Genomic DNA, 20,631 nt, shown 5'->3' with positions numbered 1-20,631 from the left:
TATTTTTGCATTTTTCATGTCATAAAAACAGATGCCCCTTGATCTGCACGATTAACGGATTGACGAAAAACATGAAAAAGTTCGCGTCCAACACCATGTTCGTTTTTTGAAAGATCCGGAGGTATGATTTTTCGCGCGTTAAATTTTGCTAAATCCTCCAAAAGAGTTAATTTACCCTCATGAGCATCAAGAAAAACAATATCACCATCCTGCAAACGTGCAATGGGGCCATTATCCACTGCTTCTGGTGTCACATGGAGAGCAGCAGGAATTTTTCCTGACGCTCCTGACATACGCCCATCGGTTATCAATGCTACCTTTTGACCGCGATCTTGTAAAACGCCTAAAATGGTTGTTAATTTATGAAGCTCTGGCATACCATTGGCTTTTGGTCCTTGATAGCGAATGACAGCGATAAAGTCTTTATTATGCAACACTCCAGATTTAAAAGATTTTTGTAGTTCCTCTTGATCATTAAAAACAAAGACTGGTGCTTTAATCTGCCAATACTCTGGTTTAACAGAGGAAACTTTTATAATAGCTGTTCCCAAATCTCCTGATAAAACACGAAGACCACCATCAAGCTGAAATGGCTTTCTCCACCCCGCTAACACCTTATGATCACCACTTTCCTTAAGAGCCGCTTCACGCACCACATGACCATCAGCAGAAAGCTTTGCTTCAATTGCATAAGCATTGAGATCTTTACCAAAAACCGTAGAAACATCTTCATGGACCAAGCCTGCCTCGATAAGCTCGCGAATAATAAATCCCATTCCCCCCGCAGCGTAAAAATGATTAATATCTGCTAAACCGTTAGGATAAATGCGCGCTAAAAGAGGCACAACGGATGAAATTTCTGCAATATCATGCCATGTCAATTTAATACCGCAAACAGCAGCCATAGCAATCAAATGAATCGCATGATTGGTAGAACCTCCTGTTGCATTTAATCCTACAATGGCATTCACAAAAGAACGCTCATCAATGATCATACCAAGTGGACTATAATGATCACCAAGATCTGTCATTTCAAGTACACGTTTCGTAGCTTCTTTTGTTAAAGCATCACGCAACGGTGTATTCGCATTAATAAAAGAAGCTCCAGGCATATGAAGCCCCATCATCTCCAGTATCACCTGATTAGAGTTAGCTGTTCCATAAAATGTACATGTTCCTGGCCCATGATAAGAACGTGCTTCCGATGCTAGAAGTGTTTGGCGATCTATTTTATTTTCCGCGTAAAGTTGACGTATCTTTGCTTTTTCATCATTACCTTGACCACTTGTCATAGGACCAGCAGCTATAAAAATTCCTGGTAAATGACCAAATGTTAGGGCACCAATCAATAAACCTGGCACAATTTTATCACACACCCCAAGATACAATGCTGCATCAAAGACATCGTGTGATAAGCTTATAGCTGTTGCCATTGCAATTACTTCACGCGAAAAAAGGGAAAGCTCCATCCCCGCATTTCCCTGCGTAACACCATCGCACATCGCGGGAACACCACCTGCAACCTGTGCAACACCACCAACCATACGGGCCGACTCTTTAATTAAGTGAGGAAATTTTTCAAAAGGTTGATGTGCTGAAAGTATATCGTTATATGCCGTGATAATACCAATATTCCCAACGATATTTCCCTTCAAACGCTCTTTATCTATTGCACCACAAGCAGCAAAGCCATGAGCCTGATTGGCACATCCTAAAAAACTCCGTTTGGGGCGATGAACTTGTGCTTTCGCAATACGATCTAAGTAAATTTCTCGTGTTGATCGAGAACGTTCATAAATTCTTCGTGTAACTGTGGCAATTGTCTTGGAAAGTGCCATATTTCTCTCCCCCTTTCATTGTTTCTTCCCCTCATTCATTGAGAGAGATTACGTTTTATTCACTTTGTGTCACATATTTTGATTCACTTATTTCATTTTCTGCAGGCGACCAATAAACCTGAACGAGATGAGGGGAATTACGCAGAATTGCCCGAATAGGCATTTCTATTTCAGACCCGTCTTGACAAGCTTCTTCAAAACAATCGCGTTTCTGAAAACCTTCGAAATGGAGAATAATACAACGAGATTGCATAATAACTGGCAAAGTTAGTGAGAGTCTTGGCTCAACAGCACTCTTAGCATGAAGGGGTAAAACAAGTGCTTGTGTTCGTAAATCAAGCGCTTGCTTTAAACGATCAGCATCAGGAAAAAAAGATGCCGTATGTCCATCCTCCCCCATTCCTAAAACAACAACATCAAAGGGTTTAGGCAAAGTATTAACACGACTCGCCGCTGAAAAAGCAGCAAGTTCAGCAGTAATTGTTTTATGATAAAGCCCTACAAAACGTGCTTTTTCGGCAAAATTTTGTAACAAATGACACCGTACCATATGTTCATTTGAACGTTCCTCGTGTGTAGGAACAAAACGTTCATCGACCAAAGTGATAATAATATTTTGCCAATCAATATCCGCTTTTGATAAATAATGAAAAAACAATTCTGGTGTTTTACCACCAGACACCGCTAAAACTGCTCTCTTGCGCTCAAGAACAGATACACTAAGCTCTGCGGCTACTCGATCTGCCAATGCCAAGGCTAAAGTCTGAGGGGTTTCAAAATCTAAACGGTCAATATTCATTCTATACATACTTATTGCTCTAAACTAAATTGTTCCATATACGCCCATCACGTTCCATGAGGCTCATCGAAGCAGACGGCCCCCACGAACCAGCGTTATAACTATGAACAGGCTGTTGTATTGTTTCCCATCCCTCAATGATTGGATCAATCCAACGCCAAGCAGCCTCAACTTCATCACGACGCATAAACAGTGTTTGATCTCCACGAATAACATCCATTAATAAACGTTCATAAGCATCAGGATTACGTTCAGAAAATGCAGAAGCAAAACTCATGTCTAATGGAATGTGACAAAACCGCATACCGCCATAACTTGGATCCTTAATCATCAACCATTGTTTTACACCTTCATCAGGTTGGAGACGAATTACAAGCCGATTAGAAAAAATTTCATCTAAATCCACATTAAAAATATTATGAGGAATAGGTTTAAAAACCACAACAATTTCAGACATTCGCGTGAACATGCGCTTACCTGTTCGTAAATAAAAAGGCGTATTAGCCCAACGCCAGTTATCAATCTTAACCTTAAGTGCTACAAATGTTTCACTCTTACTCACTCTTCCCAGATCATCAAAATAAGACTCTACCGATATACCATTTGATAGACCAGAAAGATACTGCCCACGTACAGTATGCTGCCCTACATTATGGACATCAAGCGGTGTTAAAGAATGTAAAACTTTAAGTTTTTCATCGCGCACAGCATTAGCACTGTTGGTAAATGGTATTTCCATCGCAACCAAACAAAGTAATTGTAGCATATGGTTTTGAACCATATCGCGTAAAGCACCAGTGCTTTCATAATATTCTGTACGCCCTTCTAACCCTAAAGATTCAGCAACGGTTATTTGAACATGATCAATATAATTGGAGTTCCATAGCGGTTCATAAAGTGTATTAACAAACCGCAATGCCATTAAATTTTGAACAGTTTCCTTCCCAAGATAATGATCAATACGAAAGATCTGCTCTTCATTAAAGGCGCTTGCAAATACATCATTAAGTGAAATAGCTGTTTTTACATCGCAACCAATTGGTTTTTCAATGATAATCCGTGTTTGTGGTGTCACCAAATCATTTTTTTCCAACTTCATCGCAATATCAGCAAAAAGTGACGAACCAACAGCCAAATAAAAAGCTCGAATATCCGCTGAATCTTGTGACAGAAGGAGGGCTAAATCCTCCCACCCTCGATTTGAGGTAACATCAACAGAAATGTAAGTTAAACGTGCAAGAAAACGATTGAGTTCTGTTGAATTGAGATCTTTTGGATGGATATGTTTTTCTAAAGAAATGCGGACAAAATTTTGATATTCTTCACAACTTAAGGAAGTGCGCGAAACCCCAATAATACGTGTTGGCTCACTGAATTGCCCAGCACACTGACAATGATACAAAGCCGGCAAAAGCTTGCGCAACGCCAGATCACCATTGCCACCAAAAACAATACAATCAAAGGAAGAAACTGGAATAATTTTACGCACCATGAACTTGTTTATTTTTCTATTCGATTATGAAATCCCATATCACTTATAAAAGCTTTCATCATTAAAGCAGACAGATACTAAATAAGCCATTAATTTTCTTCATTTCAAGCAATGTTTACATTAAAGGCGATCCAATAAAGAAAACCAACGCATTGCTAAAAATATAAGCGGATAACGCAAAACGCGTCCCCCCGGAAAAGATGAAATCTTTAAGTCTTGGAAATAGGAAAAACGTTCATATTTTCCAGTTAACCATTCTGCGTATAATTTTCCCACGAAAGGAGCCAGCATAACGCCATGCCCTGAATAACCACCACAATAAGTCATCCTTGAGAAAAGTTGGCGAACATAGGGCATGCGTTCAACTGTGATGGCAACCGTTGCTCCCCACCGATGGCTTAAATTGATAGAATGTAATTGAGGATAAATTTCAACAATTTGCCGTTTTATACGTTCATCTAAATTTAGAGGATGCTTATTATCATAACTTTCTACACCACCAAATAAGAGACGATTATCAATGCTTTTGCGAAAATAGCGAACCATAAAACGGGAATCATCAACCGATTCCCCCCCTATAAGAATTGAACTATGCTTTGGTAATGGGTCCGTTGCTCCAATATAAGAGCGAATAGAAACAATATTTTTCTCAATAAAACGCTCCAGACCAAGTTTATACCCATTTGTTGCAAGTAAAACATGCTCTGCTGTTACACTGCCTTTTTCTGTTATTACTTTCCAATGTGCTCCCTTGCGCCTTATGGTCGTTACTTGTGACTTCTCATAAAGCTTAGCACCAGCATCTTGTGCTCTTTTTGCCAACCCAATAATCAATTTTAAGGGATTTATATGACCGGTATCCGCATCATAAATACCACCACAATAAAAAGTTGATCCAAGTCGCTCAAATGTTTCAGCCTTATCCATAAAAGTAAGCGCGTGATAGCCATAACGCTGCATCGCCTCAATATGCCGTTGATAAGAGAGAAGCTCACGCCTTTTATGAGTTACAGAAAGCTGTCCTCCTATCAAATCACACGGACAATTAGGCATTGCGCATAAAGCTAAAATATCTCTTTTAGCTTCTTCTGCCAAATCAAACAGAGCCTTACTCCGCTCAAAACCATACTTTTTTTCTAATGTTTCTACCCATTGCCGTTGCCCTGTTCCCAGCTGTCCACCATTGCGCCCTGAAGCACCATCACCAAAACGTGATGCTTCAAATAAAACAACATCTACTCCAGCCTTGGCTAAATGATAAGCAGCCGAAAGACCCGTAAATCCGCCTCCAATAATGGCAACATCACACTGTCTGTTTTCACAAAAAGAAGGATAAGAGGGGCGCTCTTTTAAAGTATCTTCATACCAAGAAATTCCTGGAGAAATTGAATTATCATCAATCATCGTCATAAAATTTAAACATTCAGCAGGAGATATTCACGCTCCCACGGACTAATTACTTCCATAAAAGTTTCAAACTCTTGTCGTTTGATTGCAGCATAAGTACTGACAAACACATCCCCTAAAATAGCATGTATTGCTGTATCTTGTTCAAACAAATTAACTGCCTCAATGAGTCCACGCGGTAACTCAATATTATCAGCATTCACATTATTTGTCGTTGGCTCATCTGGCTCAATTTTTTGCTGTAAACCAATGAGACCACACGCTAAAGAAGCTGCAAGAGCTAAATAAGGATTCGCATCTGATGAAGGAAGCCTATTCTCGACACGCCGCGCTTGAGGAGCAGAACGAGGAACACGAAAAGCTGTAGTACGATTATCATATCCCCACCGCAAATTAACAGGAGCCGAATTATCAGGTACAAGACGTCGATAAGAATTCACGTAAGGCGCAAGCATCACAAGAACCCCTGGCATATGTTTTTGCAATCCACCAATAAAATGGCGAAAACAGATACTTTCTTCACCATTTTCCTGTGTAAAAATGTTCATACCCGTTTTCTTATCAACGACCGATTGGTGAATATGCATCGCAGAACCTGGCTGCCCCTGAATGGGTTTTGCCATAAATGTCGCATACATATTATGTTTTAGTGCTGCTTCACGAATTGTTCGTTTAAACATAAAAACTTGATCCGCTAACTCAATAGGATCACCATGACGTAAATTAATTTCAAACTGACCTGCTCCTTCTTCATGAATGAGGGTATCAATTTCCAATCCTTGTGCCTCTGAAAATTGATAAATATCATCAATCAAATCATCAAATTCATTAACACCAGCAATGGAATACCCCTGTCCACCACCAATTGAACGCCCAGAACGACCAACTGGTGGAACTAACGGATAATCAGGATCGGGATTTTTTTGTACCAAATAAAACTCAATTTCTGGTGCAACAACAGGGCTTAAACCCATTTTTGTGTAAAAATGAACCACTGTTCGTAAAACATTGCGTGGTGTGTAATCCACAACCTGACCATTTTGATACACAAGATCACAAATCACCTGTGCCGTAGGAGCATCTTCCCATGGAACAATGCTTAACGTAGAAAGATCAGGCTCAAGGCGTAAATCACCATCTGCTTTAGGATATTCAAAACCATGACCATCTTCCGGATAATCCCCTGAAATTGTTGCCATAAAAACTGCTGAAGGCAATGCCAATGATGTTTCCGATGTAAATTTTTTAGAAAGCATCATCTTGCCCCGTGGTACCCCTGCTTGATCAGGCGTAATACATTCAATATCCTCTACCTTACGGGAAGCAAGCCATTGTGAAACTTGTTCCCAATTGCACACACCACGTAAACTTTTGAGAAAACGAGAGACAGGTTTAAAATTCTTACTTTTCGTTTGTTCACCATTTTTTACAGCCATAACATACCAACTTTAAAAACAATCAAGTCCTATTCTTATTGTATCAGCCCATGCATAAACGACACGAAAAAAAATTATCAACTGATATTTTTGAAGAATACTATAAGATCCATCAAGGTAAAAGAACTTTGCGCTCAAAAAGCTATCCTATCACCATAGTGAAAAAATTGATATTGCACGCGATACATCGGTGCGAACCTTCTCCTTATATAAAACAGCGAGAAATACCATATTGTACGTAACCTAATTCCGATTCAAATAATCATATATAAGCAAACATTGGCGAGAATAATAAAGGCGAGATATTTAATTTCCTTTTGGTTGTAGCAATGCTTAATTAAAAGAAAAGAAACTTTTCTTTTAATATGAAGCAAGTTTTGTAACTCTATTGTTATCCACATAGAAGTAAACACCCTAGGATGGTGAGTAGCCTTTACAGCTGTGCTTACAAATACTCACCCCGCCATAATATGCGTAAATGTATTTTCAGGATAAGTCATACGCTCAACATTTCCGACATAAAACTTAACCATCGCCTGCATAACAGAGCTATCAACCTTGTTCTGAGCGGATGGTACGACTCTGCACTTATATCAATTCCCACCGCTTGACATTGCACTTCGCACACAATATTTAGAGCTGAGAATCCAGTAGAGCATACCAAATCCAATAGATAGGATTTTTTGCTAATTGCGCCATGCGTGATTCAACATTTGATAATCTCCAGCCCACTAAGAGGTGTGTTATTTATATCTCAAAAGCCCAAAAATCAGGATATGAAAACACAATAATATCAATTTTCTTTGAACTAACGTCCTTCATCGTCGATCTTCCACCATCGTAAAATCTTTTTTGTATCAGTTGCTTTCACATACTTTGACTTATGATCTCGTGATACTGTGCAGACCGAGCACACGCCCCCCATGCAAATGCACCCCATTAAGCCTAATCCTATTAGATTCTAGCAAAGATAATGCGGCACGTAACTTCGCCGCAGTCATACCAAAACACGATCTATCCCCGTTTTCCAGTACATGGCACAATCTCAATGAGATTTTAGGTAATATGTCAAAATGGCGTGCACGAGTGATGATGTCATGTAATTCGATAATATTATCACACTGGACATTTATATGTTTTCTAATAGGATAATTCTATCTCTTCTCGAAGTTTTACAGGGATATTAAAAAATATATATCTACCTTTAAAACCATCTTTTTGCGCTAATGATATTTCATAACCAGACGCAAATTCCAAATCCCAGCAACATAACAAAGATGCCCCGCACGTCCATTAAAATACCCTGCTTTTTCTCGCCCTAGGCATTCATAGCCCGACCACGTAAAACAGGATACCAATTACAATATCAGACCATAAGGCTGCAAGAGAAAGTTCTTTTATATTTTTATCTTTACATTGCCTCTTAAACAAGCTCATCTGTTCATATAATGAGTTATATGTATAATACATATAACTTCTACAAAAGGAGGATTCATTATGTTCCGTGAAAATCTTTGGTAATACACTCGGATGATTGGGTCACCAGTCGCCCGTCAATAATATAGTGCGAGTTAAGAAATTGGGGGAGTAAACTATGCAACTCGTGGATCATCCTTTTGTGAAGTTCGATCAACTCAAGCCGATTTACAACTTCACATATCCGTTATTTCGCACTATTTCAAATGAATTTTACGATTACCTAGACTTTAATAAACTAGCGCAAAGTAAGCAGATTCCACAAGCGCGTACCATTTCTCTTTATTTGCATATTCCCTTTTGCGAAACCATCTGTTCCTTCTGTCCCTTTCAGAAAGGGGCCTACAAGCACGTTAAGCAAATCGAATCTTATATGTCAGCGCTTACCACAGAGATCAGAACCAAAGGAAATTTCATTCGCTCGCTTAGAGGGCCCATCCGCAGCATCTATATAGGGGGCGGCACACCGTCGCTCTTGTCCGCAGATAATATCCGCCACATCGGAAAAGTATTGCATGCCGAATTTGAGCTCTCTTCCTTAGCCGAGTTTACACTGGAAAGCGAATCGAAGAGCGTCACACGTGATAAACTTTATGCTGCCCGTGAGATCGGCGTTAACCGGATCAGCTTCGGTATACAGAGTTTCATTGAGCGTTTCCGATCATTGTTTAACCTCACCTCAACACGTGAACAAATCAACAATACCGTGGCTTGGTCACAAGAGATAATTGGACATGTCGGTTTCGACCTACTATATGGCATGCACAGCCAGCAAACCGAAGAACTATTATACGATTTGAAGCAAACCAGCGAGCTTCACCCTGAAACCATCAACCTCTATGCAATCAACAATCTGGCTATCACGTCGCAACTGCATAAGTCTTACGCACAAAAAGGGCTTAAACCGTCCAGCCTACAGCATCGACAGATGCTTCGATTATTTAGCGACATCGTTATGCGCAGCTGCGGCTATGCGCCGTGTAATGGGCATTCCTATATCAAAATTGCCAATAACACTCCTCTAACGCTCGCTAAAACGAGTTCAGCTAATTATTTCCGCTATCACAAATATTTGCATGGTTATCATGACGATTATGTGGTTGGCTTCGGGGCGTCAGCACTGTCGATTCTCGGCTCACTCGTCACACGAGCCAATCCCAGTCGAAGCGGATACATTACCGACATACAACTTAAAGGAAAATCCAAAGTATACTACAATTGGGTATCAGCGGAGCAACAAGCCTCCAAAGCTTTTTGTATGCGGCTACCTTATAACGGCCATGCCGAAAAAGAAAGAATTGACTGGACCGCACTTCCCTCTTTCGTATACAATAACCTACAACAGCTCATAGATGCAGGTCTCATCGCAGAAAGTGATAACAATCTCCAGCTGACTCAGCGTGGTTGGCAATGGTATTCCAACCTTATGTATTTTCTTCTACCTCAGGCGGATAGGAATATTTTGGACGGCTATGTCTCAAACATGCTGAATACAACCGCCGTACTTGATGGAACAGTGGAAACCTGTGTGGCATCTTAAGGAGAACAGAATGTTCAGGCTTTTTTCCAACAAGAACATACGCTATTTTTGCCTAACCGTTAGTCTGCTCGCCTTACTCAGCGGTGCTTTGCGCACTGCCATCCCGCTATTAGCAAGACAATCTGGATATGGCGTAGTCGGAGTAAGTTGGGCGCAAGGTCTCTTCTCATTAGCGTGGCCAATTTTCGGCATCCTTGCAGGCGTTTTACTTGATCGCTGCGACAAAATAAAACTTGCCACCTCAGCTCTCTTCATCTTCATGCTACTGCATATTGTCCTGTTCATACTGCTCATGATACAGATTACTCCAGCCGAACAAATTTTCTTCTATGCAACCATTGCTGGATTCATCGTCGTTTCTGCCGAAGCTTATATAATGACGATTCCACCACTTATCATGGAGGGAGAGCGATTGATGACCTTCTACTCAATTGTCTTGTTCTTAGATTTCGGAGTCTCCTATTTTCTTGCCCCTGTCATAACAAGCAGCATTTTAGCGCATAGCACACTGCTATTTCTCGGCCTGTTAATCGTGCTTTTTATCACATTGATTTTTACCGCTCGCCGTGCTGTTCCGATATCGCCAACACCTGATAAAGAAAACATCACTTTCCGTTATATCATTGCCGGATTTCGTTTCATTTTTTCAAATCGGCATCTTACCTCCCTTACATTACTCACATTCTTTCTATCGGTGGTATTTGGAGCATTCCTAACCTCGTTCATCTTCTTCGTTACCGACAGTCGGTATCTGGGCCTACATAGCAGCCAATATGGCGTGATGTTTGCAGCCTACGCGCTTGGAACAATGGCAGGTGCCCTATTTGCGTCGCGTATACGCTATGCACCGGTGCGCCTAGCTGTTCTCACTGACGGTTTAGGAACTGTTGTCTTGCTTTTGATTCCAGCCTTTTCAAAAAGTGCTGTCGTCGTATGGGGCGTCATCTTTATTGCTGGCGTTGGAGCAAGCTTATGGTTTATTGGTGTTACCGCCTTCAGGCAGCGCCTCACACCAAAGCAACTTCTCGGGCGAGCTAATTCTGCTTTTCGAGTGATAGGCTATGCTGGAACGCCGGTCGGAAGCTTTTTGGTCGGCGTCCTTGGTTCTTTTATATCATTGCAGTTTGCTGCCACCTTTATCGCTGGACTACTATTGGTGGCTATCGCAATAACGCTTCCTTTTCTTTGGCAGGCTGATCATATAGACACACCCAATCCTTCCACGAGGTAACAGCTGCTTTAAAAAAAAGACACGGTCAAAAAGGCACACATACCCTATTACGCAATCGATTGATCTGTTCTTTGGACGAGAAAATTATCACCATAATGGCTGATAGAGCCAGCGGCACTATAGAAGCAGCCAAACAAACGCTAAAGACAAAACAGCCCCTTTACGTTGATTGGGCGATGATCCAACGCCTATATGAAGGATGTAGAGAGCTTATAGCGTACGAAGTGCAATTCTTAACCAAAAACTCCGCCCTAGCAATACCCACTTATACTCCAGTTAATCCGTTACCCGCTGGACATCAAATGCCTCACCCCTCTGCTCCTCAAAATACATTTTGCTGCACTTACGCGCCGTATTCTTCCTTTGTAATTAAAAGAGCAGCACTCCTTTCCTCATTTAGGATCTCTGCCTACACAACGCAGCAACAGATGCGACCATATATGCAATCACGCCTTAGGGCCTGCATAGTAGAAAGCTTAGTTCGAGAGATTCATAAAGCCTATATTCCAATAAATTTTCCACCCAATCCACCTTTTAAAAGGGCGGCTTTATATAAACCGTTAGAGCAAGCTATGAAATCCTTAGGTGTATTAGAAATAATTGACGGTTTTTACCTCAGACCAATGTTGATTGACTTTTACTCGTACATATACGCAAGCGGTGCTACTCTTTTCTTAGATAGAAAGGACATAATCGTTACCATCTGACCTATTATTGTTTGAAAATAAAGAAAAAGTATCAGTGTAACTGATGATATTGAAGAGCTATCTCATTATGTAGCTGTACCTAATTACGGCATTGGGAAGCTAGACACGCAATCACCCATTTCTGCGTGCCTTCTGCATGATATTCATAAGATTTTATTACGCGGTAAACGCGGTACGTCCAAAAGCCTTAGCGAATTTCGCAAAGCACAAAATTAGCTTGGGGCGGTACGCAACTAAAGACAGCGTCATTCGTGCCGCCCACTCTTACCACAGCCACCACTCTCTCTACCACCATCCCCGCTTAGAATCGCGCCAACTCATCACCGGTGCCTCGTTAAACACCACACCAGTTTCAAGAGCGGTAAAATGCGCCTTGCCGCATTTAATCTTCAGCATTTCTTTAAGGCGCAAATCAAACTCGCTATTCGTTCCTTTTGTTTCCAGTACAAAATAAAGCTTTTGCGCGCCATCTCACTCTAAAAAAACCACCCAATCAAGCGTATAAGAACTAATGGGAGTGGCTATTTTAAAACTTCTTGGCAGTTTAAAAAACAATCTTATATCAGAGTCATTATCGAGATTTTGCGCAAACTCTTTCTCAATACGGCTCTCACAAATCTCATGATCATAAATACTTTTCTCATTGACCACCGTCGGCCCTATGATCGCCTTTTCCGACCTAATTTTACAGATGTAGAATCAATCTTATTATGATGCGCACATCCAGAGATTATTTTATCCTCTGCATTAGAACCAAAAACATGAACAATACGCAGAGGCTTCGGTAAGAAGGCCAACCGCTCAATCTCAACCTACACGAAAATGCATGTGCAGGCGAATGCCCTCCATAATATGCAATATTTCAAGCCCGTCCATAGTGGTACCCCTTTTAAAAATTGTGTCTATGGCTTATAATAATCTCCAAAATATACATTTAGCCCTTGTCTGAAATAGCTCAATTCTGGATTGATGAGAACGAAAACGCGCTGCGATAATCACGTTGTTCAGCCCTCATGACCGGCAAAAGGGCGCCAATATTCCTGTACCACCAACGACTAACTAACGGTATTTCTTATCATTTTTGATCATATCCTCCACCCTTATTATTTTAAAATTTATACATTTCATCAACAAGATGTGCGCAGCGAGCCCGTACATCTTCGCTGTTCAGTCTCCATGTACGGCCTGCATTCTCAGACACAAAATCATCTTTAGCCGAAGCAACTTGATATTGTAGAGCTTGTCTATAAAGCGTATGCACAACTGGTACCAAATATACACAGGGCAGTGCGCATTTTGGGTTATATTGTCATGAGAGAGATGACCAAAAACTTTATCCCAAAAGCATTATACTCTAAATTATCAAGAGCATTCTTCAATCCCCCTGAATAAGACCCGTGATAAACAGGGCTTGCAAGAATAACATCGTTAGCGTCTGCGATTGTTTTGACAAATGCATGCGTTTTAGCATCACAATGGTAATGACTTATAAAAACAACAACTTTTTTAAATGCCTCCTCAACGGCGTATGAATATAAGCACGTTTTTTCTCGTCATTTTTTAAGGTATTAAACTCTTCCAATCTACCGAACTTACTCTTAAATTGTAGCCGAATGATTTTAATAAACCCATATTATTTTAAAAACTCAACAAATAATATTGAGGCTACAATCAAAGACACTTCTTTTCAATATTAAGCAAGTTTTGTAACCTATATTGTTATCTCCATAGAAGTAAAACAGCCTCTATGGACGATGAGTAGCTAAGCCTTCACAGCTAGTGCTTTACAAGCGCTTTTATAACACTCACTCTGCCCCAAATATAGGATTGCATTTTATTAAATAACCCACGCGCATATAATTAAAGAGAGAAACGATTAAGCTTGCACCAATCATGCCAAGCCAATAGCCAATAAAGTCATATTCAAAAAAATGCGCCATTAGTGCTCCCCCAAATAGGCCTAACCCCCAATAACTTATTGCTACAACAATTGTTGACCAAAACGTATCAAGCAAGCCCACAAGTATGCCATTGAGCATAGCACCTAAAGTGCCAAAAGCAAAAGACAATAAAATGAACGGAAGCAACTTCCAAGAGAAAACAACAACGCGTTCTGAAGAAATATTAAAGATGGTTGTAAGGATGAATCCATAAGAGAGATAAACAATCCCTGATAAAAACAAGACATAAGCTACAGCAAAAACAGTGACACTCATACGCAGCTGTTTTAGAGCCATATTATTCCTATCTGCTCTATACCACGCTGCTATTGTCGCGGCTGCGCTGGAAATCCCCAAAGCCACCACAGAAATAAGCATATCGAGACGCATCCCTATCGTATGCGCGGCCAAAGATTCGACCCCATAAGCCGTAATCATGAATGCAATGAACGAAGGAAAGCCCTCCGCAATAAGAATACGTATACCAATGGGTAGCCCTACTCGCAGCAATTTTATTATTCGTGAAATCTCTAACTTTGGTCTCAAATAATTAAAGCGAAAAGAATGAAAAGCAGAATTGCGGGACAAAATTATTGCTGCTGCAATAACAATTAAAATACGGATCAAACTGCTCGCAATTCCTGCACCAAAGACACCTAATCCGCTTACAGAACCTATACCAAAAATAAGCGGCCAAGAGATAAGAAAATTCACAAGGATAGCCGCAAGCATAACCCAGGTTAACGGCTTTGGATTACCAATTGCTGACAGTAATCCCCGGCTATTCACATAAAGATAAAAAAACACCACCCCTATAGCAGCACCACTATTATATTCCTGCGCTATATTGGCAATTGTCCCATCTTGGCCGAGAAAACACAAAATATTTCTCGTGTTGAGTAAAATGATCGCACTCATCATTCCAATCACAAGGGAAAGCCATATTCCTTGATCAAACCATGCCTTCAATGCATATCTATCTTGTCTACGAAAACTTTCCGCAAGTTTTGGTGCAACCGCGGTAATAATACCTAGCCCAAACAACATAACAAAACTAAATATACTCAGAGCTAACATTGTACCACTCAAGACTTGCACGCCTAAATGCGCTACAAGCGCTGCATCTGTGAAGGAAATCATCATCTGAGAGATAAACCCAACAGCCAGTGGCATGCCAAGAGAGAGCAATTGCTTCATCACAACAAACATTGTGAAATACCCTTCCATATTGAAGGGCATATTAAGCTCGGATCTTTTAAACAAAACACATTGATTTTTTCCGTAAAGTCTTTCCATCACAAGTCTTGTGTAAAGGATGCATAATGAGAACGCATTAAGGTAAGAGGAGATGCCCAGTTCTTAAAAAAGAAGCGCAATGCCCCTTTATTGGTTTTTTGGACTTTATGCCATGCGTTTTTTTTGTACAATATTATGCCCCCAAGCAACTACAGTCATTGATAAAAGATCCTCAGCGAGCCGTTTGTTCGTCTTGTATATCCATTTTCAGTATTTTCAATAAAATTTTTTGGTACGGTTGGTGGGATTTGAACCTACGACCTCTGGTGCCACAAACCAGCGCTCTAACCAACTGAGCTACAACCGCATAAAATCAAATGTATCATAACTGTTCACGATTTCGTAAACATTTATTCTTTGCTTATGTGACATAAGGAAGATCAACAAAGTTTGCAAGCCCCTTTAAAAAAATCTCGCAATTTTTTGTGAAGAAAAAAGCGTTTTTTACAAAGGAAATTTTGCCCAATGCTCAAGACTATGATCACGATAGCCTTTTATGTTATCAACTCCATCTTGTTGCATCATCTGCAAAATCTCTTGCAGAATAGTTATGACAAGATTTGGACCTTCATAAACCATCCCACTATATAATTGAATCAAATCTGCACCAGCTTTTACTTTTTCCAAAGCAGTCTGTGCATCCTTTATACCGCCAACACCGATAATTGCAATCTCCTTCCCTAATTTTTGACGCATTTTTGCAAGCATAATAGTAGAACGCTCAAAGAGTGGACGTCCAGAAAGCCCACCCTCTTCATTACGGAAGTGACTATTGTTAAGACCTTGGCGTGAAAGAGTTGTGTTAGAAACAATGAGTCCATCAAAATCAGAAAGTTTTATTTCTTCAGCAACATCATCTAATTCTTTCTCTGATAAATCAGGAGAAATTTTTAAAAAAATGGGAATGGAGAATCCATGCTTGTTCTCTTGCTCATTTCGCGCTTGCGAAATTGCACTCAACAAAAGATGCAAACTGTCACGGGCCTGTAAATCACGTAAACCTGGTGTATTAGGAGAAGAAATATTAACCGTAAAATAATCAGCAACATCATAAAAATGAGCAATACCAACAGTATAATCACCAATCTTATTAACCGTATCCTTATTGGCTCCAATGTTGACTCCTATAACACCAGTTTTTTTACACGCATGCAATCTATTGTAAACAACTTGATGTCCGTCATTATTAAAGCCCATTCTATTAATAATCGCTTCATCTTCTTTTAAACGAAAAAGCCGTGGTTTAGGATTTCCAATCTGAGGCTTTGGTGTCACTGTCCCAATTTCAGTAAAACCAAATCCTAACCGAAAAATACCATCTACAACCTCTGCATTTTTATCAAACCCCGCTGCAAGACCAATAAAATTTTCAAACTCAAGACCAGCAACAGTTATACACAAACGTTTGTCGATAACCTTTTGACAACCATTTAATCCACTTTTCAGCCCAAGAATCGCTAAACCGTGTGCTTGCTCTGGATCCAACATAAATAAGGCAGAACGGCCAATACAACGAAAAAAACTCATCAATTCTTCTCCACAACATAAAAATGATCCATCGCACCTCACCTCTACCTTTTAACACAAAAGATTTCCAATCAAAGCAAGCATATTATCCAAATAATATTCCCCTTCTAGAAGAAAACTCATCACATAATAGCCATACATGTTTATATTGGTTATACTATGTAAAGAACTTTTTATTCTTAAAAAATGTTTCTCTTTTTCGACATTTTTTAAAGATTAAAATATGAATCCTAATCTTATAAAATTCAGCATGAATTGGAACATCAATGGCTCTTACCATAGTCATGGTTTTATGACGCCTTATGCAGGCACGCTCATAATTTTCTTAAAAATGCAGGCAAATTATCTCTATTCCCAAAGTTCCTTTGTGTAATATTGTTTTCAATAGAAACAAAGCTTGTTCTATAAAGCTATTTTTTCCTAGCATTTATAGGATACATAGTTCATAAAATCATCTAAATTCATACTATTGTTGCACTATTTATGAGCAACAGAATGTTCAATCAATTTGTACTCTATTGATAATCTGCGTTGTTTTCTTTGCCATTTCTGATGTATTAAATACAATTTTGCATCTATTAAGTGCTCTGCCTAACATATATTTTAAGTAATGACAGTTGATTATTGAACTCAAACATCATACCAACGACTTCCAAACCAAAATGATCTTGCAAACCCTAGAGCTCTGCTATTTATAAACTGATACAATCTTCCAGCAGATGAAATGTGTTTCTTCCATCCGAATTATCGCCATTTTAGCTCATGTAACCCAATACAAATAGCTTTTAGATAAGCCATAATGCCCTCCTAATTGCTATTATCGCTTACTAAATTAAGAGGAATTAAATTATAAGTTTTACTCCTGTCTCATCTATCTATTTCTTCTATCAGTGCTGAAATATATTTTTTATTCCTAAATTCTCTTTTTATGACAAAATGTTATGCTAATATATGTACTTCATTTGAAAAGCTTTCTGATAGCTCAACTTTCTACACTACTTATTTTGTGGTATTGTGTAAAAACCTCTCTTTTTAATGTTAACATAAAAATCTTGAGGCAATTATATAAATTAAGCTACAGTTTTCTACTTTCTGTTGAAAAAGCAGATATAGTTTTTATCAAAAAAGCTTTTTTCTAGGAAATATTCTATGTACATTCAAATAGAGCCCTAAAGCTCTTTATTAAACCTTATAAAGTTCTTTGAAAATAATATTAATATCGTAATATAATCCTAAAAATAAAATCTGCCCTTTCCTTTTTCATCAAAAGCGGTAAGTAAATTACCGTATATCGCTTATATAAAGGGGAAAATGCAATGCTTAAAGAATTCAAAGAATTTGCCCTAAAAGGTAATATGATTGATCTTGCTATCGGTGTGATTATAGGGGGTGCTTTTGGTAGCTTGGTCAACTCAATTGTCAATGATATTTTTATGCCAATCATTGGGCTGATTACAGGTGGGATTGATTTTTCTAATATGTTTATTCAACTTGCTGGCGAAAAACAAGCAACATTGAGTGCCGCCAAAGCAGCTGGAGCAACCATTAGCTATGGACACTTTATTACTTTACTTATCAATTTTCTCATTATTGCTTGGGTTCTTTTTTTATTCGTTAAGGCTATGAATAAAATTCGTAGAAAAGAAGAAGAAAGCCCCAAAAAAACGTCTTCAGAAGAACAACTTTTAACAGAAATTAGAGATCTTTTGGCTAAGAAAAAATAATTTTATGCAAGATTTACATCATGGAACACGAGGAAAAAACATTTCCACAGTTGTTCCATGATTGGGTTTTGAGAACAGTAAAAATTGTCCCCCTCTTTCTTCCACCATTGCTTTACACATTGGGAGGCCTAAACCTGTTCCCATAAAAGCGCTATCACCAGATCGTCCATCTTTGCGCTCTACTTGACCATAAGGTTGCAGTGCCTGTATAATCTCTTCTTCGTTCATCCCTATACCATTATCACTCACTGAAATTTTTACACGTTCTTTTCTATAAGAAACGTGAACAATAATCTGTCCACCCAAAGGTGTAAAACGAATAGCATTGGAAAGAAGATTCCATATAATCTGGCGAAACACTTGTTGTGATACAGGAATAAATGGAACGTGAGGTGGAGCAACAATACGCATGATAATGCCGTTCTGATTGGCTTGAGTTTCAAGAAAAGCTATCGTCGCACGTAAACAAGATATTACATCAAATGTTTCAGAAATAAGGGAAGAATCAATCTGGTTATCGGAACCAGAATAATTTATCTTCGAGCACTCTAGTAATTGATTAATCAGCAATAATATATGTTTTCCAGAGGAAATAATATCGCGTAAATATCCATGATAGCGCTCATTTTCTATCGAACCAAAACGGCCTTCTCTCATAATTTCTGCAAAACCAATAAGAGCATTCAAAGGTGTTCGTATTTCATGAACAACTCCAACGATTTTATCCTCTTCTGCTTTTTTTTCTCCTGATGGAACTGTTTGTGTCCTATCACGCAACATAACAGCATAATTGCCTTGCTTTACCAAAAATACAATCGTTATCAAAACGGTTATATTTTTATGATTTTTTGTCATTAAATCAGCGGTTTCACTGCGATTTAAAACCTGATTTTTTTCCTCCATACGGATTGATTTAAAATACTTTTCAACCAAAAGTCGGCTTTGCAAAGTAAATAATGAAGAGAATGGTTGTCCTCGTAGTTCATTTATTTCATAACCCATTAATGCTAAGGCTGCCCTACTCGCTGATTGAACAAAGCCCTCTTCATCCAACCATAAAACACCATCTGTTGCTGTATCCAACAATGATAAAACTGCAGCGGGCTCTTTTACGAGAGCTTGTTCTATAGCATTTACCGGCAATGTTTGTGCATATGGTAACTGAATAGCTGTTTCTTCAACTAAATTTTCTTCTTTTACCGATGAATTCAATTCATCACGCAATTGCTCTGCAATTTCACGAAAAGCTGAGCGTTCTATCTCCGTAAGACATGGCATTTCTGTTTCTAGCTTTTCATTTCTTTTTTCTTGGACTTTTTTTTGTATTTTTAAAACACCAAAGCCACGAAACCCCTTAAGCTGCTTTTTAACATCAAAAATTGGCAAAGCCGACAATTCAACATCAAGCCATTGTAAGCAACCATCAACAGGCCATTGAACAATCTCTTTACTCCAAGGCATAGCCGCTTCAATAAAACGACTGAGAACCAGATATCGATCATCATTAAATTGATGAGCAAGCTCATGAAAACTACACCCTAAAATAGAAGAAGAGAGAGGACCAACAACTTCAGCTAGCTCTTTTGAGACTTCACAAAACAAACCATTGTGATCGATTTCCCACGTAAAAGGCCGTGGCAAAAGCTCTGGTGTAAAACGAAAAGCTTCTTGCTGACATTTTAATTCATTTGTATTTAACTTTAACTCATCTGCTTTTAATGGCATAACTAAAACTAAAAAGTGTTGAATTTACTCTCAAATGAATAATGCTAATTTGTTTACAATTATCTATTCTGGTTAAAATAACTTGATATCTCATATCAATTGTCTGTAGCAAAATTTTGACTGTTTCATCAACAAAACAAGAATAAAAAGAAGCTTCCAGCTCTTGTTGCTTATTCACCCATTATGTAATAAATCTTGTTACAATAATGGTAACATCTCCCTCGCATAAATAGTACTCAAAAAGAATACACTTATTTTACACATTCATGCGCCTTTTTTGAAAAGATATCTCCCAAGATCCCCAAGCTTATTTTACGACGTCATCTGTAAATGGTGTAATGTAAAAGTCCCTATAGAGGATATCAAGGCATTGTGCATTACCATTTTTATACTTATAAAAGAGCTGGTTAGTACCATCATTATACTAATTTCAGCCCCTAATGTTACCAATAGTTCTCGGCATTTGAAGGCGTTCATAAGCAGCCTTTTTATT

Annotated in this window: 14 protein-coding genes, 1 tRNA gene and 1 pseudogene; 4 read left to right on the top strand and 12 right to left on the bottom strand. The window is 38.9% G+C overall.

Annotated elements, in window-relative coordinates; genetic code table 11:
- Nucleotides 1–14: 14 nt before the first annotated feature.
- The 5 genes from edd to ACFINL_RS04775 form a co-directional block, all read right to left on the bottom strand.
- Complete coding sequence (gene edd, locus ACFINL_RS04795; protein ID WP_375638021.1) at nt 15–1,838, bottom strand: phosphogluconate dehydratase; 1,824 nt, start codon at nt 1,836–1,838, stop codon at nt 15–17.
- Nucleotides 1,839–1,893: 55 nt separating this feature from the next.
- Nucleotides 1,894–2,646, bottom strand: a complete 753-nt coding sequence (gene pgl / locus ACFINL_RS04790; RefSeq protein WP_375612071.1) for a 6-phosphogluconolactonase — start codon at nt 2,644–2,646, stop codon at nt 1,894–1,896.
- A gap of 10 nt (nt 2,647–2,656) precedes the next feature.
- The gene (zwf, locus tag ACFINL_RS04785) at nt 2,657–4,129 is read right to left on the bottom strand and encodes a glucose-6-phosphate dehydrogenase (protein ID WP_375650687.1); all 1,473 of its coding nucleotides are present in this window, start codon (nt 4,127–4,129) and stop codon (nt 2,657–2,659) included.
- Nucleotides 4,130–4,249: 120 nt separating this feature from the next.
- Nucleotides 4,250–5,533, bottom strand: a complete 1,284-nt coding sequence (locus ACFINL_RS04780) for an NAD(P)/FAD-dependent oxidoreductase (RefSeq protein WP_375612109.1) — start codon at nt 5,531–5,533, stop codon at nt 4,250–4,252.
- Between the two features lie 11 nt (nt 5,534–5,544).
- Entirely contained in the window at nt 5,545–6,972 is a 1,428-nt protein-coding gene (locus ACFINL_RS04775) for a glutamine synthetase family protein (protein ID WP_375612069.1), read from the bottom strand.
- A 1,594-nt stretch (nt 6,973–8,566) separates the two neighbouring features.
- Between ACFINL_RS04775 and ACFINL_RS04770 the strand changes: the two genes are divergently transcribed.
- The 3 genes from ACFINL_RS04770 (at nt 8,567) to ACFINL_RS04760 (ending at nt 11,926) form a co-directional block, all read left to right on the top strand.
- Nucleotides 8,567–9,988, top strand: a complete 1,422-nt coding sequence (locus tag ACFINL_RS04770) for a coproporphyrinogen-III oxidase family protein (RefSeq protein WP_375650683.1) — start codon at nt 8,567–8,569, stop codon at nt 9,986–9,988.
- A 10-nt stretch (nt 9,989–9,998) separates the two neighbouring features.
- Nucleotides 9,999–11,219: an MFS transporter gene (locus tag ACFINL_RS04765; RefSeq protein WP_375612067.1), complete on the top strand. Its 1,221-nt coding sequence runs from the start codon at nt 9,999–10,001 to the stop codon at nt 11,217–11,219.
- A gap of 95 nt (nt 11,220–11,314) precedes the next feature.
- Nucleotides 11,315–11,926: a hypothetical protein gene (locus ACFINL_RS04760; RefSeq protein ID WP_375650680.1), complete on the top strand. Its 612-nt coding sequence runs from the start codon at nt 11,315–11,317 to the stop codon at nt 11,924–11,926.
- Between the two features lie 285 nt (nt 11,927–12,211).
- Here ACFINL_RS04760 and ACFINL_RS04755 read toward each other — a convergent pair.
- From ACFINL_RS04755 to ACFINL_RS04730, 6 genes and pseudogenes are all read right to left on the bottom strand, one after another.
- Nucleotides 12,212–12,577 (bottom strand): annotated as a pseudogene (locus ACFINL_RS04755) (hypothetical protein).
- A gap of 457 nt (nt 12,578–13,034) precedes the next feature.
- Nucleotides 13,035–13,187, bottom strand: a complete 153-nt coding sequence (locus ACFINL_RS04750; protein WP_375650676.1) for a hypothetical protein — start codon at nt 13,185–13,187, stop codon at nt 13,035–13,037.
- Nucleotides 13,188–13,227: 40 nt separating this feature from the next.
- Nucleotides 13,228–13,416, bottom strand: coding sequence for an NADPH-dependent FMN reductase (locus ACFINL_RS04745; protein WP_375612108.1), 189 nt, complete (start codon nt 13,414–13,416; stop codon nt 13,228–13,230).
- A gap of 315 nt (nt 13,417–13,731) precedes the next feature.
- Nucleotides 13,732–15,075, bottom strand: coding sequence for an MATE family efflux transporter (locus ACFINL_RS04740; protein WP_375650673.1), 1,344 nt, complete (start codon nt 15,073–15,075; stop codon nt 13,732–13,734).
- A gap of 317 nt (nt 15,076–15,392) precedes the next feature.
- Nucleotides 15,393–15,469 (bottom strand) — tRNA-His (locus ACFINL_RS04735).
- A 137-nt stretch (nt 15,470–15,606) separates the two neighbouring features.
- The gene (locus ACFINL_RS04730) at nt 15,607–16,689 is read right to left on the bottom strand and encodes a quinone-dependent dihydroorotate dehydrogenase (protein WP_375650669.1); all 1,083 of its coding nucleotides are present in this window, start codon (nt 16,687–16,689) and stop codon (nt 15,607–15,609) included.
- 1,316 nt (nt 16,690–18,005) lie between these two features.
- Here ACFINL_RS04730 and mscL point away from each other — a divergent pair.
- The gene (gene mscL, locus ACFINL_RS04725; protein WP_026500234.1) at nt 18,006–18,413 is read left to right on the top strand and encodes a large conductance mechanosensitive channel protein MscL; all 408 of its coding nucleotides are present in this window, start codon (nt 18,006–18,008) and stop codon (nt 18,411–18,413) included.
- An 18-nt stretch (nt 18,414–18,431) separates the two neighbouring features.
- On the opposite strand, the gene ACFINL_RS04720 is transcribed toward mscL, so the two are convergent.
- A complete protein-coding gene (locus tag ACFINL_RS04720; protein ID WP_375650666.1) occupies nt 18,432–20,138 on the bottom strand; it encodes an ATP-binding protein in 1,707 nt (568 codons plus the stop codon).
- Nucleotides 20,139–20,631: the final 493 nt, after the last annotated feature.

The organism is Bartonella sp. AA78NXGY, assembly GCF_042197005.1.
Classification (GTDB): Bacteria; Pseudomonadota; Alphaproteobacteria; order Rhizobiales; family Rhizobiaceae; genus Bartonella.
The sequence above is the reverse complement of the archived record's forward strand: the minus strand, read 5'-3'. Positions and strand labels throughout refer to the sequence as shown.

Excerpts from the sequence above, each read along its gene's own strand:
- edd (WP_375638021.1), bottom strand. The coding sequence starts at position 1,838 with ATGGCACTTTCCAAGACAATTGCCACAGTTACACGAAGAATTTATGAA.
- pgl (WP_375612071.1), bottom strand. The coding sequence starts at position 2,646 with ATGTATAGAATGAATATTGACCGTTTAGATTTTGAAACCCCTCAGACT.
- zwf (WP_375650687.1), bottom strand. The coding sequence starts at position 4,129 with ATGGTGCGTAAAATTATTCCAGTTTCTTCCTTTGATTGTATTGTTTTT.
- ACFINL_RS04780 (WP_375612109.1), bottom strand. The coding sequence starts at position 5,533 with ATGATTGATGATAATTCAATTTCTCCAGGAATTTCTTGGTATGAAGAT.
- ACFINL_RS04775 (WP_375612069.1), bottom strand. The coding sequence starts at position 6,972 with ATGGCTGTAAAAAATGGTGAACAAACGAAAAGTAAGAATTTTAAACCT.
- ACFINL_RS04770 (WP_375650683.1), top strand. The coding sequence starts at position 8,567 with ATGCAACTCGTGGATCATCCTTTTGTGAAGTTCGATCAACTCAAGCCG.
- ACFINL_RS04765 (WP_375612067.1), top strand. The coding sequence starts at position 9,999 with ATGTTCAGGCTTTTTTCCAACAAGAACATACGCTATTTTTGCCTAACC.
- ACFINL_RS04760 (WP_375650680.1), top strand. The coding sequence starts at position 11,315 with ATGGCTGATAGAGCCAGCGGCACTATAGAAGCAGCCAAACAAACGCTA.
- ACFINL_RS04740 (WP_375650673.1), bottom strand. The coding sequence starts at position 15,075 with ATGTTTGTTGTGATGAAGCAATTGCTCTCTCTTGGCATGCCACTGGCT.
- ACFINL_RS04730 (WP_375650669.1), bottom strand. The coding sequence starts at position 16,689 with ATGAGTTTTTTTCGTTGTATTGGCCGTTCTGCCTTATTTATGTTGGAT.
- mscL (WP_026500234.1), top strand. The coding sequence starts at position 18,006 with ATGCTTAAAGAATTCAAAGAATTTGCCCTAAAAGGTAATATGATTGAT.
- ACFINL_RS04720 (WP_375650666.1), bottom strand. The coding sequence starts at position 20,138 with ATGCCATTAAAAGCAGATGAGTTAAAGTTAAATACAAATGAATTAAAA.